The sequence below is a fragment of the Paenibacillus solanacearum genome (assembly GCF_910593845.1).
GTDB lineage: Bacteria > Bacillota > Bacilli > Paenibacillales > NBRC-103111 > Paenibacillus_G > Paenibacillus_G solanacearum.
Map to the genome: position 1 here is coordinate 1 of NZ_CAJVAS010000053.1, position 17,731 is coordinate 17,731.

Sequence of the window (17,731 nt, forward strand, 5' to 3'; positions counted from 1 at the left end):
ACTTGAGGCTCAAATTCGCTGTTTCGATCACGTGGAACGTTCAGTTCGGTGTTACCAAACTTCGTTTTAATTGTCTTTTTGGTATAACCGTTGCGGCTATTTCCCGTGTTGTCGCCATCCGAACTATGTTTACTGTAACCCAAGTGATCGTCCATCTCAGCTTCAAACAATTGCTGAATCGTATCCTTGAAAAGATTCTTCAACATTTCATGTACATCTTCAACTGTCCGGCAATCTTTTGCCAGCTCCTTGATCGTCTTGTCCTTTAGATCTTGCATAAATGATCATCTCCTTAATGGAAAGTTTAACCATTTACACAAAACTTTTTACGTCCTCCAAAAATTAACTGAGAGTCGTTCATCTCAACCACCGTATTTTCCAACCTAATAAAAACTCAGCTGAGTAATTCAGCTGGGTTTTAACTTTTATGAGGAGCATGCAGCATAAATTTTCCTTCTTTCACAAACAGCTCAATACGGTCTTTGATGGAGTCGCGAACCTCACGAAATTTCGCTATAAATTCTTCTTCCGTACCTGTTACCTTAGCGATTCCCCAAAGCCCCAGTAGCTTTACAACGTTCTTATTGGAGATTACAGGGCAATTGTCCGCATAGCGTAATGACGTAATCAGCGAGGTTCAAAATCCTAGAATCATGACATTAGATGTGTGATTAGAATATCGATTCCTTCTTCTTTCATCGTTGCAACGGCACGCGTATTTAGTCCATGGGCTTCTAAACCTGCGGTTTGTACTACGTATTGATTCACGACTGTCGTGGATAAAACCATAAGAGGGCGGCAAGAGGCTCAACTGGTGTAATCTTAAGGACCAAGATCACCCAGACAATATTTCATAAATCAGAGCTTCTCGTACAATGCGATCCGTGTTCATGCCCTTAATCGCAAGGACATCGATCATGAACGTTGGCATGTTATTCATGATGGATGACAACACGGCTGACAGGAAGCCCAGTCCTACCGTTGCAACGAACAATCCCTCTCCTCTCCTGCTAAGTTAATCTACCAATTTTACAACTATTTAGATAACATGTAGAATACTATTAGAATGATTACCAAAACCTTAAAAGTAATTAGGTGATTTTATGATAAAATTGAATGATAAATATTACAGGGAACTTCTAATTGAAGAATTAATTGAAAATCATGGTAATGATCCAGACACAAGAATTATCCATGAGCTGGGCATTGATTTTGGATCCAACCGAGTTGATGTTGCTGTTGTTAACGGGATTATTCATGGATACGAAATAAAAAGTGACTGTGATACGTTAGATCGCTTACCACAACAAATTCAAAGTTATAATAAACTATTTGAACGAATGACGGTCGTTACCGCGCGGAAGTTTTATGAACATGCAAAAGAACTGGTCCCAGACTGGTGGGGTATACAAGTCATTAGCCAAGACGGTAGCAGGCTAATTACAAAAAGAACAGGACGAAAAAAATCGTCCCAAGATAAAAGTATTCTGTTGAAATTACTTTGGAAAGATGAACTTGAAGGATTTGTTGATGTGTTAGGTTATCCCAAAAAGTATAAGAGCCTAAAAAAACAGCAACTTCTTCATCTATTCAATCAAGTTGCCTGTATTGAGACCATAAGACCGTATGTTTATCAAGCACTAAAGACACGTCAATTTTGGCGTAATTGAGAAGCCGTTAGCTCAATGTGGTGGTTTATACCATATTCAATTGGTTTAGAGTGATTGCTAACCACAACAATACGATCCGCGCATTGCTTTATGGCATAACTTCCAGCCGAAAAGTCACTTCCTTGATACACATCACTATCAATGATTTCTTGACAAACTTCATGAAAAGTATCAATTCCATTATCTTTTATTAATGTCGACTTACCAATCATATAGGAATTATGAGTCGTGTAGAAGACTTTAATGTATGTGTTGTAATAATCAATCCGCGCTTCTTTGTCCGGCTCCCCAGTTGGTCTTACGGTATAATCCGAAAATGCTAAATTGGGGTATTTTTCTGCCAGCCCTCTGAATATTCTGTAATCTTCCCTCTCTGCTGCTACATCAAAACTCATAGCCCCTACATTACTTGCATCTTCCGGGCAAGTAGTTAACGACAAGACAAGTTGAGCATGTTCCAGTTTCGAAAACATTTCTATCGCTTTTTGAATACGTTCGGGCGAAGTTGGTTTGTTCGCGAAATCCAAAATTAAAATAAGTTGAGTTGGCTGCTGCAAATTATCGATTACATTATTGTAAATTGTCTGCAACACAATCTGATCCATTGTTGCATTAAAATCTTTGCATCGCACTCGAATAGCAAGCTTTGATTTTTGCAAGTTAATTACCGACTGAATATACCATTGTGGAGAATCAAAGTGTACACATGGAATGAACTTCATCTCTGATTCATCAAGCTTACGTGAGCAATGCTTAATAACATTCATCCTATTCTCATCAACCAAGTGTTCATCAACTTCCCCTAACTTATCGAAAGACTGCTTGAAATCATAGATAAATAGATTATCATTCAATTTCCCCTTTAAGTAGCTCCCCAGTGTATTGTATGTATTCCACCAAGTCTCCTTGCTATCCCTTGATATGCGCTTTGCTTCAAGAACCGGAATGATCTGATGTTTCGTGCTTTCCTTTAATGTTTCGTACGCGTTCATCTCAGCTGGTGACACTCGCAACACGGGGTAGTAGATTGTCAAATTGCTTCCTCCTTAGTATGCTCTGCGTCGTCTTGGACGAGAGTCACTGTTAGCCATAGCAACGAGAATAATCCAAGTATACAAAACACAATCAACAGCCACGAGAAGTAAACAAGGAAGTAAAAGCTGACGATCACACATAACACGCCAAGCAAACACAAAACAATTCGTAACCACATTGCAAAGTCGTCTCCTGCATATGACATTCGGAATGAAACAACCGTTGTTGAACCGCACAGTAGCAAAGCAGAAGATGCAACACAAGTGATTTTCAAATAGTGAAGGACTAGCCATATAAAACTTTACAAGTTCAGTGAAGTAGCAGGAATTTGGCGCGTGTTGTAGAATCAGGTTAGAATGACTATTCAGGTTTTTGTTAATGACTTTTGGCGAAGGTTAACAAAAACAAACATGCTCTACCAAATCCTGCGAAAAAAGCTTAACTTTGGTTAAGCTTTTTTCCTTTTTTGTAACGGGGCTAGTCCACATTACTTCTCCTTACGAACACCTTTAAATGGAGTTGGGCTGCTTGTTTTTTGATCCATAAATCTGCCGGTATTGCCATCTCTCTTTACCCAATTACCGTTTGGAGCTTGAAATTGACTCCGATCGCGAACAGCTCCAACCCTTCCTGGACCTGGTTTACCGTTTGTCGCCATGCTATCACCTCCTCTCCTGGATATTTTTTCCCTAAAGCACATTTCTAGATTAACATTATTAAAACGATGATGTCAACAACACAAACCTTTTTATTTTAAAATGTCAATATCTTTGACATATAATTGTCAACTACACAAACATTTATATATGCAAGACTTTACTCTCATTGACTTTAAAATTTTTGAAGGTAATATTAATGTTAGAAAGACTTTGTAATTGGAGCTAAAACATGATGATTGAAGATTTACTTTACCAGGAAATTGGAAAGAGAATTAGAAATTACCGCGAACAAAAAAAATGGACACAAGAAGAATTGGCCGATCGTGTTAATCGATCAAGAACTTCAATAACTAATATTGAGCAAGGAAAACAACGGTTTCAAATCCATTCTCTATATGAAATTGCAGATACTCTAGGCATTACTCCTTTAGATTTGCTTCCTCCTCCAACTGAGCTTATTACAAATATTGACTTACCCGAGAATGTGGAAAAGCTCGACCCTGATGGAATTGAATTTTTCAAAAAAATGTATATGAATACTAAAAAACTGGGGGATAAATCATGAATATTAATAAAGCAGAAAAAAAAGCAGAACAACTGCTAAACAAATTAAATATTCATGAGGTACCAATTCCAGTTGAAGAGATTGCAAAAAACTTAAATATTCATGTACAATACCAACCTTTTGAAGGTGAGCTATCTGGACTGCTTTTTCGAAATGAAGACGAGAGTGAAGTAATAATTGGTGTTAACTCTTCTCACTCTGTAAATAGACAACGTTTTACAATTGCTCATGAATTGGGTCATTTTCTACTACATAAAGGCAACGAGATGCATGTCGACAGAGGCTTTAAGTTAAACTTTAGGGATGAAAATTCTTCGAAAGCAATTAACCCTGAAGAGGTTGAAGCGAATGCTTTTGCCGCTGCACTTTTGATGCCAAAACAATTTCTTATAGAAGCTGTTCAAGAAAAGTTAGATGGGGAAATTGATTTACTTAACAATGAATCGAAACAGTTCACTGAAATAGCTGAACAGTTTAAAGTAAGTCAACAAGCATTATTTATTCGTTTAGGTAAAATTGGTGTTATTTAAATTAATCGGATAGGAGGCCATCCTACTAGGAACACCGACCTTCCACACCACCTTACGTACCTTTCGGTATACGGCGGTTCAGCTTTTTACGTGCAATTGACGAAGGCGCTCGTTCTGAACAGGGAATCGTAATACCCTGCTGGTGCGAGCCTTTCGTTTGTAACAGAGCGATGCAGTACTGCACTACCGGCTATTCGCCAATAGACCTGCCCTGCCGAGTATTTCCCATTGGTAAGCCTGCCACTCTTGTATCCCTAGCTTTCCTTCGTCCTCGGCTTCTTCCATTACATATCGGCTACATGTCGGCTGCTTAGTAGTAGCCGATCCAGCCGCGAATGTACGCCTTCGCGTTCTCCATGACCTGTCGAGCAAATATTCGAGATCAACCAACCCAGGAGGAGCGCGAACGATTCGGCCGCCAAGGCGGCGAAGGACGCAAAAAAATATTCGAAGTGCGCGAATACGACTCCGACCTCTCCTTCATCCGCAACTACATGACGAAAAAGCTGTGTGACGAGCTCGATTTATACATTTTCGAGAAAAAGGGGCCGGAGTGGAAAATTACCGACAAATCATGGGAGCACATCCGCGATCAGCTCGTCTACTCCCGCGTGAACGGCGGCTTCCCGTACATTGTCGTCGATAACGGCGACTTCGAAAGAAACGGGGAGCTGTACCTCAAGCATATGTACGAAGGCATGGAGCTGGATCTCAAATATGTGGAGCGCACCATTCCGTACATCCAGCAGCTGTGGGGCAAGACGGTCCATCTGGAATCGGTCATTGAGGCGAAGCCCGTGCTGTTCTCGTACGACGGGAAGAAGCATAACCGCAAGTTTCTGTAGCAAACAAAGCCGCGGCGTAACGAAGGTTACGGTCGCGGCTTATTCTTTGCCCACGGCATTGACCCGCAGCCCTCTTATTTTCGCGGGGGCTGTATCGTTTGTTGTTCAAGCTAGCGCGGATCGGCCGAAGCCGGTGTCTCAACACATGACGAATCCTGGCACGCATTTCGCTCTGCGAACCGGTCGGTCGTCTCCTGCGCGGATTGTCATGCACGCGCAGATTTGCTTCTGGGCGTGCATTGTTTTATTATCATTTTGTATAACATATCGATAAATGAGGGACCTTCCATGAACGAAAAAGCCAACCTCCTCCTGCATCCGGTTCGCATGCGAATCATCCAGGCCATGATCGGTCAGCGGCGCAGCACGCAGCAGTTGCAGGAGTGGCTTCCCGATATTCCCCAGGCAACGCTGTATCGCCAGCTACAGAAGCTTGTGCAAGCCGGCATTCTGCAGGTGGTCGAACAAAAGCGGATTCGCGGCGCGGTCGAGAAAACGTACGCGCTGGCCGAGCGGGGCAAGGACATTACGCAGGAGGATTTGGCCTCGTTCGATTCGGACGATCATCTCCGGTATTTTATGATGTTTCTGGCGCAGCTGCTCGGCGACTTCGGCGAGTACGCCGGGCAGAAATCGATGGATATGGCACGCGACGGCGCGGGCTACCGGCAAATCGCCGTCTACTTGAGCGAAGCGGAATGGAAGCAAATGGTGACGGACTTATCGGCTGCCGTCGTCAACTATTTGCCCAATGAGCCCGGTCCGGGCCGCAGACGATACAGCTTGGCGACCGTCCTGATCCCGGGCCCGCAGGCGGATACGTCCTCTTCTACGGACCCGGACTAAGCGATGGTTCGAGCCGCAGCATGCCGTGCGGGGAGCAATGTGTCCGAGGCACGAAGGCATGGCTGTGTGGTGCGAGCGGTGCATCGTATAACGCGCAATGCGGCGTTACCGTCCTGAATATGACACGCGAATCCTGTGTGCCTCTCTTGAGGCTTCAGTGGACGAGGGCCGCTTCGGCCCCTTGCGCGCCTCATGCGCAACCCCCCTTTCTCGGCATAAGAGAAAGGGGGTTCTTCGATTCGTTTACTTTTTCATATTCGCTTTCTTCTGCTCTACGGCCTTCGCCATCTCTTCCGCCGCATCCCTCAGCGCGGTATTGAGGTCCACTTTATCCAGAGTAATACGGTCGAACGCTTTCTCCATCGATTTCTTCAGCTCGTTCGGGTTCGCTCCGATCAGCGATTTATCCCGCTTCGGCGGCGCGGAAGCCGGTTTGTATTTGTACACGGCGGGGATATTTTTCCCTTTCAGTTGCGGCACGTCCTGACCGATCGATTTGAAAATATCGCTCGTGTTTTTCAGCGAAGGGACAAGTCCCAGCGTTTTCGCCATATCGAGCTGCACTTCGTCGGAGAGCATGTACGAAATAATGGCGAACGAGATATCCTTATGCTTGTTCGTTTGCGAGATGTACCAATAATACGCGCCCGGCTGGGAGCCTACGTTCGGCGCTTCCTTGAACGTCGGAATCGTCACCATATCCCAGTTCAGCTCTTCCGGGAATTCCAAATAACGGGTCAGCTGGTTGACTTGCATCGCTACGTTCATATTTTTCTGGAATGCGGTATATTCATCGGTTTGCGAGCGTTTCTTCGGATCGCGGTTATTGTTCTCAATCAAGTAGAAGCGGCCCAGGTTGTCGATCAGCGTCTTCCAGCGCTCGGAATTGTTCATTTGATCGGCCTTCGGGTCCAGATACGGAATGGACAACTGATTATCCCGAAGCACGGCGCCGATAAAGGAGCTAAAGCCGCGGTATACTTGGCCGGCATCCACGCGCGTCATTTTTTTGGCAAGCTCGTACGTGTCGTCCCACGTCATCCCGTCCTTCGGATACGGCACGCCGAATTTATCGAACAGGCTTTTGTTATAGAACATCACCTGCACTTGCGAGGATGGCATCGGCAAGCCGTACAGCGCGCCGTCGGGATTCGTATTCCGGATGCTGTCGATATGAACCGGGTCAAACCGGTTCAGGTCATAATTGTTTTTCTTCACGAGATCGGACATATCATAGGCAAGGCCCGTATCGATAAGGAAGCCGTCGATATCGGATAAATTGCCGTACATGATGTCCGGATTTCTGCCGGATGCGACCAGGTCGGCGATCCCCGTTCCGGTGCCGCGGGGGATGAAGTCAATGGTGACGTTCGGAAATTTTTTCTTGATCCGGTCGCCATACAGCTTGTTGAAATATTCCTGATTGTCGGCGAATTGCGAAACAAACGTCAGCGTTACGGCTTCGTTATAATTGACTTCGTTTGGTTTGGACGCCGTCTCTCCCGCCTTCTTCTCCCCGCTGCTCGCGCATCCGGCGAGAACCGACGCCATCATCGCTGCGGCCAGCAAGCCGGATGAAACTTTTGTTGTCAACATGATAAGCCTCCCCTTTTTGTATATGTATACGCTTTCATACATAATTATACTTCGAACGCTGCCCGAAATTCGATGTCGAATCCTCAGCAAAATTTGTCTAAAACTACTTTTATCCGCACGCGAAGACAACGTGTATCTTGTGCGTTATGACGCACGGTATTGCCCGGCATCCGAACCCCTGCGCTGTAAGAGAGGTGAATCGCCTTCAACCTTGTTCCCCTCGCCCCCCCCCCCTGTCAAAGGCGCTTCTTCGCTGAAAGCGCCTTTTCCCTGGAAGGGGGTGATACCGCTGCTGCAGACCGCATTATTGCGGACTGATCTTCGCAAACTTATAGCCGACTCCATGTACATTGATGATATAGACGGGATTGGACGGGTCGGGCTCGATTTTTTTCCGCAAATTGCTGACATGCACAATGATCGTTCTCGTATCGTTGAAGCATTCCTGGCCCCAAATCTCCTTGAACAGCTGCTCGTGCGTAAACGTTTGATCCGGACGTGAAGCCAGGTAGCACAGCAGGTCGAATTCCTTGCGCGACAACGCCACCTCTTGCCCGTTCAGCCTGACGACACGACTCAAACGGTCGATCTGAACAGCGCCCGCCGTCAGCTTCAAATTCTGTGCGTCCGAGTCGCCGCCAGCCATATGCGGCCTGCGCAAATTGGCCCGCACCCGCGCCATGAGCTCGTTCGGGCTGAAGGGCTTCGTAATGTAATCGTCGCCGCCCATGTTCAGCCCGGTAATTTTATCGCTCTCGTCCTTCCGGCAGCTCAAAAACAAGATCGGCGCCGACGACATCGCGCGAATATCTTTGCATACGTCGAATCCGTCTTTGCCCGGAAGCAGCACGTCGAGGATCGCCAAATCCGGAAGCTCCGTTCTGGCCAATCGGACCGCATCGTCTCCATTATCGGCCAGTACAACCTCGTAATCGTTTTTTTGCAAATACAATCGGATGACTTCCCGAATTTCGGGATCGTCCTCCGCCACCAAAATTTTTTGTCCCGTCATGTCCCGTCACCTACCGTCTGATATATGCCTGCTTTCGAAGCGGAGCGGCTCGTCCGGGTCGGGATCGTGAAGCAGATGACCGTTCCTCGCTGCTTTCCGGTCCGTTCCACCCAGATCCGCCCGCCGTGATACTCCACGATTTCCTTCGAGATGGATAGGCCGAGTCCCTTCCCCCCGACGGATTCGTTCCGCGCTTTGTTGCTTGTATAAAAACGATCGAATACGTAGGGCAAGTCCTCCGGCCGGATGCCCGACCCGGAATCGCTGACGCTCACCCGCATCTCGCTTCCGTTGTCATGCATCTCGACGGCGATCGTCCCGCCCGAAGGCGTAAACTTGATCGCGTTGAAAATAAGGTTGGAATAAGCCTGATGGAGCCGCTCCGTATCCACTTCAACCATGGAAAAGCCTTCTCCGCCGCCCTTGTCCCGGAACACGGTCAGCGTGTACTCAATACCCGCTCCCCTCGCATCCAGCTCGTATCGGGCAAACAGCCGCTCGATCAGCCGATCCGTCGTTACCGGCTCCTGTTTAAAAGCGACTTGCCTTGCCTCCAGCTGAGACAGCTGAAACAAATCCTCGATCAGCCGGTCCATCCCGACGACCTTGCTGTGGATGACGCGAAGATAGCGCTCCTGCTGTTCCTCCGAGTCAACCATGCGGTCCAGAATCGCCTCGATATAGCACTGAATCGTCGTCATCGGCGTTCCCAGATCATGCGAAATGTTGCTGATCAAGTGGCTTCGTGACGTCTCCAGTCGGGACAACTCGTCGTTCGACCGTATCAGCGCCTCGTTCGCCTGCTCCAGATCGTAGGTGCGCTCGGCGATTTTTTCATGCAGCCCGTTATTCAGCTCGGTCAGCTCGGACGACAGCTTCTCCACGCTGACGAACGCCCGCGACAGCTTGATGGACAGCATCGCCGCCTGCGAGAAAATGAAGATGAGCAGTCCAAACGCCGACATCCGGTCCGTCGTCGCAACGAGCTGATGCGCATAGAGCATGTCGTTCACGATCGAAGTGCCGAGCACAAGGCAGGATATGAGCAATATGCCGCTGCCCTCCCGCTTCCGGATGCAAGCGAACACGGCGATACTCATCACATATACGATCGCCGCAACCACGACCAGCTGCAGCGGGACAAGCCCCTGCGTGAAAATCAATGTCGGCAGCACGGCAATGACGACCGAATAGCTTACGGTCAGGATGCAAAAGGCGGCGTTCATGAGCCGGGAGCTTTCTTTGGGATACAAGCTGGAAAAAAACAAAATGAACAGCGGGAGACTCAAAGCGGCGCTCAAATATTCCAAATTGATTTCCAGCGTCCAGTTAAAACCCGGAATCGCTTTCGTAATGACGATCTCGCCGAGCAGCGTCATCCGGATGCCGAACAGCAGGCAAAACAAGCCGAAGTACAGCATCGACATTTCTTTGGTCCTGACGGCGAACAGCCCCATGTGGTACAAGCCCATGATCAGCAGACAGCCGATAAGCAGCATGTCGAAGCCGACGGCCAGCTCCTTGGTCCGGATAATGTCTTTGGCGGCGCCGAGCTCGATCGGCTGCCGAAGCCCGCCCCGCTGATGGCTGAAGTTAGCCACCTCAATGACGATCTCCATCTCCGATTGCAGCGTGGGCGCTACCGCGACTTCCGGCGCAAACTGCGGGACCGCCGTTTCTTCCGTTGTTCCAAGCTGCCCGGTGGAAGCGATCGCCTTGCCGTTCACCCACAGCTTGTAGGAGGTGCTGACAGCCGGCACGCGCAGCGCCAGCTCCTCTTCCCCCTCCGGCAGCAAGACGGTCAACCGGTACGTGGCGTAGCCTTCGCCGGAGAGCGGCGTCCCGTCCACAACGGTGCCGTTCCAGGACCCGGGCACCTTGATCGTTTGCTCCGGCGGCGGAGAAGTCCCGTTCCCCGCGTCGCTATCCGTAAGCAGCAGCTGCTTCCAGGAAAAGGACCACTCCCCGTTCAAGGGCAGCGTGCCGTCCTTCTGCCAATTCCAGCCGGTTAAATCCAGCGTCCCGTTCGCCGCCCGGGGGTACGCCTTGTCCGGCCAAAAGACGCGTTCAGCGGCGAACACGGTCATCCCCAGCGCCAGCAGGAGCAGCAGCGCAATGGCCAGCCGCTTGTAAATCTTCCCCGCCAACCATCCTTGTCTAAAGCTCTTCCGCCTCAACATACTTCATGATTCCCTCCGCGATTCCGCTCGCCAGCTGTTGTTGATAATCCGGATCCGATAACAGCGTATCTTCCTCCGGGTTCGTCATAAAGCCGAGCTCGACCAGCACGACCGGCACTTCCGACCAGTTAAATCCGGATAAGTCGCTGCGTGCCGACAAGCCTCTGCCCTTCGAGCCGGTCGCTTCCCGGAGTCCGGTTAAGATTTCGGCGGCGGCAGCCCGGCTCGGCTCGGCAATTGGGCCCGCCAAGGAAGCCGCAGCGGACGGATACAGCACGGAAAAGCCCCGGGTCTTCGGAGAAGCGTCGCCATCGGCATGAATCCGAATCGCCAGCGCGGCGCCGGCCTCGTTGGCCAGCTCGGCCCGCTCCTTGTTGCTGATATCGACATCGTGGCTCTCCCGGGTCATGAGCACCTCGAATCCCCGGCGCATCAGTTCCTCCTTCAACAGCACGGATACTTCCAGATTGAGCGCATACTCCGGCTTGCGGGTTTGCACGCCGACCGTTCCGGAAGATACCTTCGGCTTCGTCGCGCGGGTATCCGGCCCTACCGGCTCCGGCTCGTTGTTGCCCTTGCGCTGATGGCCGGGATCGATCACAATGAGCCGGGCCGGCCGGGCGGCCTGCTCCGGCTCGGCGGCCGACGCTTCAGCCTGCTCCTCGGCGGCTGGCGATGCAGCTAGCTGCGGTTCCGTGCGTTCGGACGCGGGAAGCGCTGTCTGCACCGGGGCCGGCTCCGGCAGGCTCTGCTGCATCGTTTCCGGCGCCTCTCCTGCGGGCGCATGCGCGCCGTACGGCAGCCAATAGAACAGCCATAACACCGCCACAACGGCTGCCGCCGTGCTGCTCAGCTTGATCATCCGCTGCGGACGGCGCTTGCGGCCGCCGGACGCTCCGTTTGGTTCCAAGCCGGTCTCCTCCTCCTCTTGAATCGCGGGCCGAATACGTCATGCGGCTTCGCCCGAATAGGCCTGCCGACATGTTCCAGCTCCGCTCCGCTGATAACGAATCGCTCTGAATCTTGAAAAAAGTATGTTGTTAATTCGCCGGCAGCCCAAAAAATTCCTGCTTTTTCGACATAAACCTCTCTCTTTTCGCCTATGGATATTCGAGCGGTTGTGGGGGGCAAGCCGCAGCTCTTCAACACGAGGCTGTATGGGGCTGTAGTCCGCGCCGGACGCCTGCTTGGCACGCGCGAAAGCCCGGTTCCAATCGACCGGGCTTTCTCCCTGCGTATTATTGTAGATGAACAAAAGATAAGGCCGTATCCAAATATCCGTCCGCATGATTCATGAGGCCGAGGTCGCTCTTCCCGTTCCCGTCGAAATCGGCAATCACCAGTTCCGCATCGGCCCCCGGTCGTCCCCATGGGCCGAAGGTCGATAGCTGCCGCCACTGCGCTTCGCTGTTTCGCAAATAAACCGCATATTTCATCGTCGCCGGATCGAATCGAATCACGTCCTCCAGCCCGTCGCCGTTGAAATCGCCGAACTTGAGCAAGCCGGCCTCGTTCGGCAGCCCGGTATCCGTTCGCCCGAAGCTCCATTCCAGCGCAGACGTGTCCGGCCGGAGCTGGATTCCGGAGGACGCCCTGTTCCGCGCGACAAAGATCGTCCCGTCCTGGCGCGGCTGTATTTCGCTCTTCAGCGCGTTTCTGAAGCGGTACGGCTTCAGCGGCTGCATGTCGCCCTGCCGAATCCGCCAGCCGTACAGTTCCAGCTTGTCAAGCGACAACCCGGCGACGACCATATCGCCGTTCGGCTGGCGAAGCGCGAACAGCCGGCTCCAGCGGTTCGCTTCGATCTTCCAGCTGCCCTGCTTCACGAATCGGCCGCCGTCCGAGACCAGGCGCTCCAGCTGGCCGTCTGCGTTCGCCACCCACAAGGTGCAAGGGCCGGCTTCGTCGCGCCCGCTGACCGTGGCGGCCGAGCCCTTCACGTAACCGACGCGCCCCCATTCGGCCGGAGGCGGCGCCGCTTCGTTACGCAGTCCGCGGTACCGCCCCTCCGTAACGTAGACGGTGCCGCTCCGCGCATCGAGGTGGATGATGTCAAGCTGACCGTCGCCGTTCGCATCGGCCAGCAGCGGGTAGCCCTTCTCCCTCGCTCCCCCGGAGACGGCGGGCAGCCTGGCGCTGGCCGACGGGGTGAACGGCACGTAATCCTGAATGGAATAGAACGTGTAGCCTTTCGCTTTCAGCCCCGACACCAGCTTGTGCAGCAGGCTCTTCCCGGAGCCCGCGTACCGGTACTCCGGTATGCCGTCCCGCATCGCCTGCTCGCCGTCCGCGTCCGTTACTTTCTCCATATACTTGAATTCCAAAAACGGATGAAAGAAAAAGGAAGTGACCATGCCGCTTTTCCCCATCCGGTCCAAAATCATCTTCTCGTCCTTGTTGGACGGAATGTAGTCCAGCGGCGTAGGGACATAAGCCGCGCCGAGCGTCGACGCGCCGTAGCCGTTATTGCGGCCGCTCGTATATTGAACTGCCGGGGCGTTCCGGTTCGTCTGCACGTCCGCCTGGTAATGGAGCCCGAAGTAGGACCGGAACATCCGATCCTGCTCCGCGGTCGTATGATAATGCGGCGCCTCCCAGAACTGGGGCTTCAATCCGATGTTCGTGAAGATCGCAAGCCCTTCCTTGATACGACGCTCCGCAAACCCCGCAGTCTTCGTTTCTTTCAAACCGTCCACATTGAACTCGTTGCCGATGCCGGACTCCTGATGACCGTCGTCGCGCCGGACGTCGCCCACCTGGTGCGTATAGCCATGCATGCCGAGCGTCGCTCCGCCGCCCACCGCCTCGCGCAGCACCTGGCGAAAGGAAACGGCGTACGGATCGGCGGGATCGTCGAGACGCAGGTCGTAACGCGGACCGTCCTTCGGAATATCGATCCAGCGGGGGATCACCGCCAGATGATATGTCACGCCTTCCTCACGAAGATATTCGAACACGGCTCTCAGCTTGCCAAGCTGCTCAGGCGAGCCGTATTGTCCGCCCGGACCGATATCCTCCAGCCGCATCATCGCAAACTTGGGCACCCGCCCTTCCCCTTCGGCCGTCATGATCATCTGAACGGCGACCAGTATGCTGACAGCCAGCGCGGACAGCGCATAGCGCAGCCATGTTTGTTTGCGGATCCGTTTCACCGTCATCGAGCTCCCCTCAGGCTGTCCAATCGCGGAGACATATCCAACGGATGTGCCCCAGGAATTATAAAGCGCTTACAAGATATGATGTAATTATTTTAGCAGAAATTCGACAAAACGAATACGGTTTATTTTTAGCGAAATTATTAAACTCATTTTATTATTACAGTTCTCATTTACGCGCAATTCCCTTGACTGATATAATGATATGAATGTCTTTTTTCTAACGTCCGGAGGCGCATCATGATTTCTATCCTTTCTGTCATTTTGTTTCTCATCACGATTACACTCGTCATTTGGCAGCCCTTCGGAATCAGCGTCGCTTGGCCCGCCGTGCTTGGAGCCGCCGCAGCGCTGCTGTCGGGCGTCGTGACGTGGACGGACGTCATGTCGGTAACCGGCATCGTCTGGAATGCGACGCTTACGTTCGTTGCACTCATCGTCATCTCGCTGCTGCTCGACGAGCTCGGCTTCTTCGAATGGTCTGCGCTTCATATGGTGCGCTTGGCCGGCGGCCACGGCATCAAGCTGTATATCTATACGATATTGCTGGGCGCCCTCGTGTCCTGCTTTTTCGCCAATGACGGAGCCGCGCTCATCTTGACCCCGATCGTCCTTGCGCAGGTACGGGCGCTGAAGCTGCCTGCGCCGATGGTGATCGCTTTTGTCATGGCCAGCGGGTTCATTGCCGATACCACGTCCATACCGCTGATCATCAGCAACCTGGTGAATATCGTTTCGGCCGATTATTTCCGTATCTCGTTTACCGAGTACGCATCCGTCATGCTGCTGCCGAACGCCTTCTCCCTGCTCGCCAGTCTGGGCGTGCTGTACTTGTATTACCGCAAGCATATTCCGGCCAGCTACGATTTGTCGCTCGCCCAGAGCCCCGCTTCGGCGATTAAAAACGTGCCGATGTTCCGCATGGCCTGGGGGATCCTGCTGCTTCTGCTGGCCGGCTACCTGCTTAGCGAGACGCTTCGGGTGCCGGTCAGCCTGATCGCGGGCATCGCCGCCCTGCTGCTTGCCTGGTCCGCTCATCGAAGCGGTATAATGAATGTGCGGCGGGTGCTCAAAGAAGCGCCATGGTCGATCGTGCTGTTCTCGATCGGCATGTACGTGGTCGTCTACGGCTTGAAGAATGCAGGTTTCACCGAGTGGCTGTCCGCCGGGATCGATACGTTCTCGCAATACGGCATGCTTGCTGCCGCGATGGGAATGGGGCTGCTGTCGGCCGTGCTGTCCTCCGTCATGAACAACCTCCCGTCGGTCATGATCGGCGCGCTGGCCATCGACGGTTCGCAAGCGCAGGGCGCAATTCGGGAGACCTTGATATACGCCAACGTCATCGGCTGCGATCTCGGACCGAAAATGACGCCGATCGGATCGCTCGCCACATTGATCTGGCTGCACATTTTAGCGCGCAAAGATGTGCGCATCGGCTGGGGCGCGTATTTCAAAACAGGCGTCGTGCTGACCGTCCCGACCCTGCTGATTACGCTGCTCGGGCTCTACCTCAGCCAAACTTTATTTCTGTTAGAATAACGGCATCCATGGTATAATGAAGCGAATGCGGACAGGCAGGTGATTTCAAAATATGCAGAAAATTCCAGTTATCCGCGATAAAAAAAGTTCCGACATCAAGATTATTCCCGCGGACGAAGTGGTAAAAATCGAATGCATCCGGGACAAAGAATATATCATCCATACGATTTCGGATAAATATTATTGGGCGAATTCCACGGAAGCGATCGAAGAGCTCCTCTATGAAGAAGGCTTTCGGCTCATCGACCAGATGAACGTTGTCAATATGAACCATGTCACCGAGTACGATCCGCGCAAAGGCGTCGTCACGCTCCGTTCGGACGGCACCTCCCGGTACAAAACCGCCTCCGCCGCATGGATTCACGGAGAGCACATCGTCAACGTGATGCATTTGCTCAATAAGATGAAAAACCTCGATTACGGCGTTTCCGAAACCGACGACGACGACGATATATTCGAAACAATCCTGGCGCAGGAAGAAGATCACCGTTTTGCCCGTTCCTACGCGATGATCAAAGCGCTGTACGAGAAGAAAAAAGCCGAGCTGCTGCTTGAAGAAAGCGAATTCAGATATAAATCGTTGTTTCAACATAACCCCGATCCGATCTGCTCGCTCAATTTGAATGGATCGATTACCAGCGTTAATCCCGCCATGTTTTTCGTTATGGGCTACTCCGAGAAAGATTTGCTGCAGAAGACGATCGAGGGCATGATTTTGCCGGAGCACCGCGGGCTGTGGTCCAAGAAATTCGCCGAAACGGTCAAGGGCGGCACTCCCCATTACGAAATTACGTTCATCAGCAAAGACGGCCGCGCCGTAGAGCTGAGCGTCAAAAACTTCCCGATATTTGTCGGCAAGCAAATTGCCGGCGTGTATATGATCGGGCAGGATATCAGCGAACGCAAGCGGGCGGAAGAGATGATTCTTCGCTCCGAAAAGCTGTCCGTCGTCGGGCAAATGGCCGCCGGCGTCGCCCATGAAATCCGCAACCCGCTCACCTCGCTCAAAGGTTTCGTTCAATTGATGCAATCGAAGGTCAGCGGCTTCGATAATTATTTCAGCATTATGCTCGAGGAGCTCGACCGGATTAATTTCATCGTCAGCGAATTTCTCGTCATCGCCAAACCGCAATCCGTCCGTTTCCAGCAAAAGGACGCGTCGTCCATTCTGCACAATACCATTATGCTGACCGGCTCGCAAGCCCTCATTCATAATGTGGATATCGTAACGGACACGGCGCCCGATTTGCCTGAAATCAACTGCGATGAAAACCAGATCAAACAAGTATTCATCAATATATTGAACAACTCCATCGAATCGATGCCGGAGGGCGGACAAATCCTCATCGAGATGCGCAAGACGGACACCGGAAAATTGCTTATGCGCTTTACCGACCAAGGCTGCGGTATCCCGGAGGACCGCATTCCCAGACTTGGGGAGCCTTTCTATACAACCAAAGAAAAAGGAACGGGCCTCGGCCTGATGGTAACGTACAAAATTATCGACAACCACGGGGGCAAGATGAGCATCTTCAGCGAAGTCGGCAAAGGAACGACGGTCGAAATCGTGATGCCGCCTGCTGAAGCCGGAGCAAACGAGGCGTAAACGGCTTGTATAAGGAACGACGGCGCTGCACAGCAAGCCGCATGCTTCCAATGGACGCCGCCCGGTTCAGCCCGCCTATACAAACAAAACAGCCTTTCAGTCCGGATTCCGGATCGAAAGGCTGTTTTGCTTCGCGCGAATCAATACGCATAGTAAGGCGAATACGGATAACCGTATGGATAAGGATATGGCGTTCCTGCATACGGGTATCCATACGGATACGGCGCGGGAACGGGAAGCGGAACGATGACCGGCGGGTACCAGCCGTGACCGTGCCAATGCCCGTAGCCATATCCATAGGGCGGCCTCGGTCTCGGAGCGGGCCGGGATACAACCGGCCCGGAAGCGCTCGTCTCTCCTGCTTGCCCGCTGCTGCGCTGCTCGTTCCTTGCTTTTTGTTGTCCCTTCATCGCAAACCCTCGCTTCTTGTTGTTGAATGATCGATACCACAGTATATGTGCGAATGCCCATGAGGTGAGTACGTGGAAGG

At 51.7% G+C, this 17,731-nt stretch carries 17 protein-coding genes and 1 pseudogene; 7 read left to right on the forward strand and 11 right to left on the reverse strand.

Annotated features, from left to right (window positions below):
* From KXG62_RS30170 to KXG62_RS34270, 3 genes and pseudogenes are all read right to left on the reverse strand, one after another.
* The coding region (locus tag KXG62_RS30170) for a transposase (protein ID WP_218095731.1) at positions 1 to 278 on the reverse strand (278 nt) is incomplete at its 3' end.
* A 140-nt stretch (positions 279 to 418) separates the two neighbouring features.
* Positions 419 to 789, reverse strand: a pseudogene (locus KXG62_RS34740) (arsenate reductase/protein-tyrosine-phosphatase family protein).
* Positions 790 to 835: 46 nt separating this feature from the next.
* Positions 836 to 940 (reverse strand): ArsB/NhaD family transporter, encoded by a 105-nt coding sequence (locus tag KXG62_RS34270; protein ID WP_246627715.1) that lies wholly within the window; start codon positions 938 to 940, stop codon positions 836 to 838.
* A 163-nt stretch (positions 941 to 1,103) separates the two neighbouring features.
* Here KXG62_RS34270 and KXG62_RS30180 point away from each other — a divergent pair, with 163 nt between their 5' ends.
* Positions 1,104 to 1,670: a sce7726 family protein gene (locus KXG62_RS30180; RefSeq protein WP_218095732.1), complete on the forward strand. Its 567-nt coding sequence runs from the start codon at positions 1,104 to 1,106 to the stop codon at positions 1,668 to 1,670.
* On the opposite strand, the gene KXG62_RS30185 is transcribed toward KXG62_RS30180, so the two are convergent.
* Together KXG62_RS30185 and KXG62_RS30190 are read right to left on the reverse strand one after the other, a co-directional pair.
* On the reverse strand, positions 1,652 to 2,704 hold the full coding sequence (locus tag KXG62_RS30185; protein WP_218095733.1) for a beta family protein: 1,053 nt from the start codon (positions 2,702 to 2,704) through the stop codon (positions 1,652 to 1,654). The genes KXG62_RS30180 and KXG62_RS30185 overlap by 19 nt on opposite strands.
* A 488-nt stretch (positions 2,705 to 3,192) precedes the next feature.
* Positions 3,193 to 3,363 carry a hypothetical protein gene (locus KXG62_RS30190; protein ID WP_218095734.1) on the reverse strand — a complete coding sequence of 57 codons (171 nt, stop codon included), beginning with the start codon at positions 3,361 to 3,363 and terminating at the stop codon, positions 3,193 to 3,195.
* A gap of 230 nt (positions 3,364 to 3,593) precedes the next feature.
* On the opposite strand from KXG62_RS30190, the gene KXG62_RS30195 reads away from it, so the two are divergent.
* The 4 genes from KXG62_RS30195 (at position 3,594) to KXG62_RS30210 (ending at position 6,150) form a co-directional block, all read left to right on the forward strand.
* On the forward strand, positions 3,594 to 3,929 hold the full coding sequence (locus KXG62_RS30195; RefSeq protein ID WP_218095735.1) for a helix-turn-helix domain-containing protein: 336 nt from the start codon (positions 3,594 to 3,596) through the stop codon (positions 3,927 to 3,929).
* Complete coding sequence (locus tag KXG62_RS30200; RefSeq protein WP_218095736.1) at positions 3,926 to 4,459, forward strand: ImmA/IrrE family metallo-endopeptidase; 534 nt, start codon at positions 3,926 to 3,928, stop codon at positions 4,457 to 4,459. The genes KXG62_RS30195 and KXG62_RS30200 overlap by 4 nt, the downstream gene beginning before the upstream one ends.
* A 323-nt stretch (positions 4,460 to 4,782) precedes the next feature.
* Positions 4,783 to 5,304: a SpoVR family protein gene (locus KXG62_RS30205; RefSeq protein WP_425517394.1), complete on the forward strand. Its 522-nt coding sequence runs from the start codon at positions 4,783 to 4,785 to the stop codon at positions 5,302 to 5,304.
* 288 nt (positions 5,305 to 5,592) lie between these two features.
* Entirely contained in the window at positions 5,593 to 6,150 is a 558-nt protein-coding gene (locus KXG62_RS30210; RefSeq protein WP_218095737.1) for a helix-turn-helix domain-containing protein, read from the forward strand.
* Positions 6,151 to 6,393: 243 nt separating this feature from the next.
* Here KXG62_RS30210 and KXG62_RS30215 read toward each other — a convergent pair whose 3' ends face one another.
* The 5 genes from KXG62_RS30215 to KXG62_RS30235 all read right to left on the reverse strand — a co-directional run bounded on the left by KXG62_RS30215 (position 6,394) and on the right by KXG62_RS30235 (position 14,096).
* Positions 6,394 to 7,746 carry an ABC transporter substrate-binding protein gene (locus KXG62_RS30215; protein ID WP_218095738.1) on the reverse strand — a complete coding sequence of 451 codons (1,353 nt, stop codon included), beginning with the start codon at positions 7,744 to 7,746 and terminating at the stop codon, positions 6,394 to 6,396.
* A 304-nt stretch (positions 7,747 to 8,050) separates the two neighbouring features.
* A complete protein-coding gene (locus KXG62_RS30220) occupies positions 8,051 to 8,758 on the reverse strand; it encodes a response regulator transcription factor (protein ID WP_218095739.1) in 708 nt (235 codons plus the stop codon).
* Complete coding sequence (locus KXG62_RS30225) at positions 8,755 to 10,938, reverse strand: ATP-binding protein (RefSeq protein WP_218095740.1); 2,184 nt, start codon at positions 10,936 to 10,938, stop codon at positions 8,755 to 8,757. Before KXG62_RS30225 ends, KXG62_RS30220 begins: the two co-directional genes overlap by 4 nt.
* Complete coding sequence (locus KXG62_RS30230; protein WP_218095741.1) at positions 10,916 to 11,848, reverse strand: N-acetylmuramoyl-L-alanine amidase family protein; 933 nt, start codon at positions 11,846 to 11,848, stop codon at positions 10,916 to 10,918. Before KXG62_RS30230 ends, KXG62_RS30225 begins: the two co-directional genes overlap by 23 nt.
* A gap of 328 nt (positions 11,849 to 12,176) precedes the next feature.
* A complete protein-coding gene (locus KXG62_RS30235; protein WP_218095743.1) occupies positions 12,177 to 14,096 on the reverse strand; it encodes a DUF2334 domain-containing protein in 1,920 nt (639 codons plus the stop codon).
* Positions 14,097 to 14,333: 237 nt separating this feature from the next.
* Between KXG62_RS30235 and KXG62_RS30240 the strand changes: the two genes are divergently transcribed.
* Together KXG62_RS30240 and KXG62_RS30245 are read left to right on the forward strand one after the other, a co-directional pair.
* A complete protein-coding gene (locus KXG62_RS30240) occupies positions 14,334 to 15,635 on the forward strand; it encodes an arsenic transporter (RefSeq protein WP_218095744.1) in 1,302 nt (433 codons plus the stop codon).
* 52 nt (positions 15,636 to 15,687) lie between these two features.
* Entirely contained in the window at positions 15,688 to 17,241 is a 1,554-nt protein-coding gene (locus KXG62_RS30245; protein ID WP_218095745.1) for an ATP-binding protein, read from the forward strand.
* 140 nt (positions 17,242 to 17,381) lie between these two features.
* Here the strand turns inward: KXG62_RS30245 and KXG62_RS30250 are convergent, their stop codons facing one another.
* The gene (locus KXG62_RS30250; RefSeq protein WP_218095770.1) at positions 17,382 to 17,651 is read right to left on the reverse strand and encodes a hypothetical protein; all 270 of its coding nucleotides are present in this window, start codon (positions 17,649 to 17,651) and stop codon (positions 17,382 to 17,384) included.
* Positions 17,652 to 17,731: the final 80 nt, after the last annotated feature.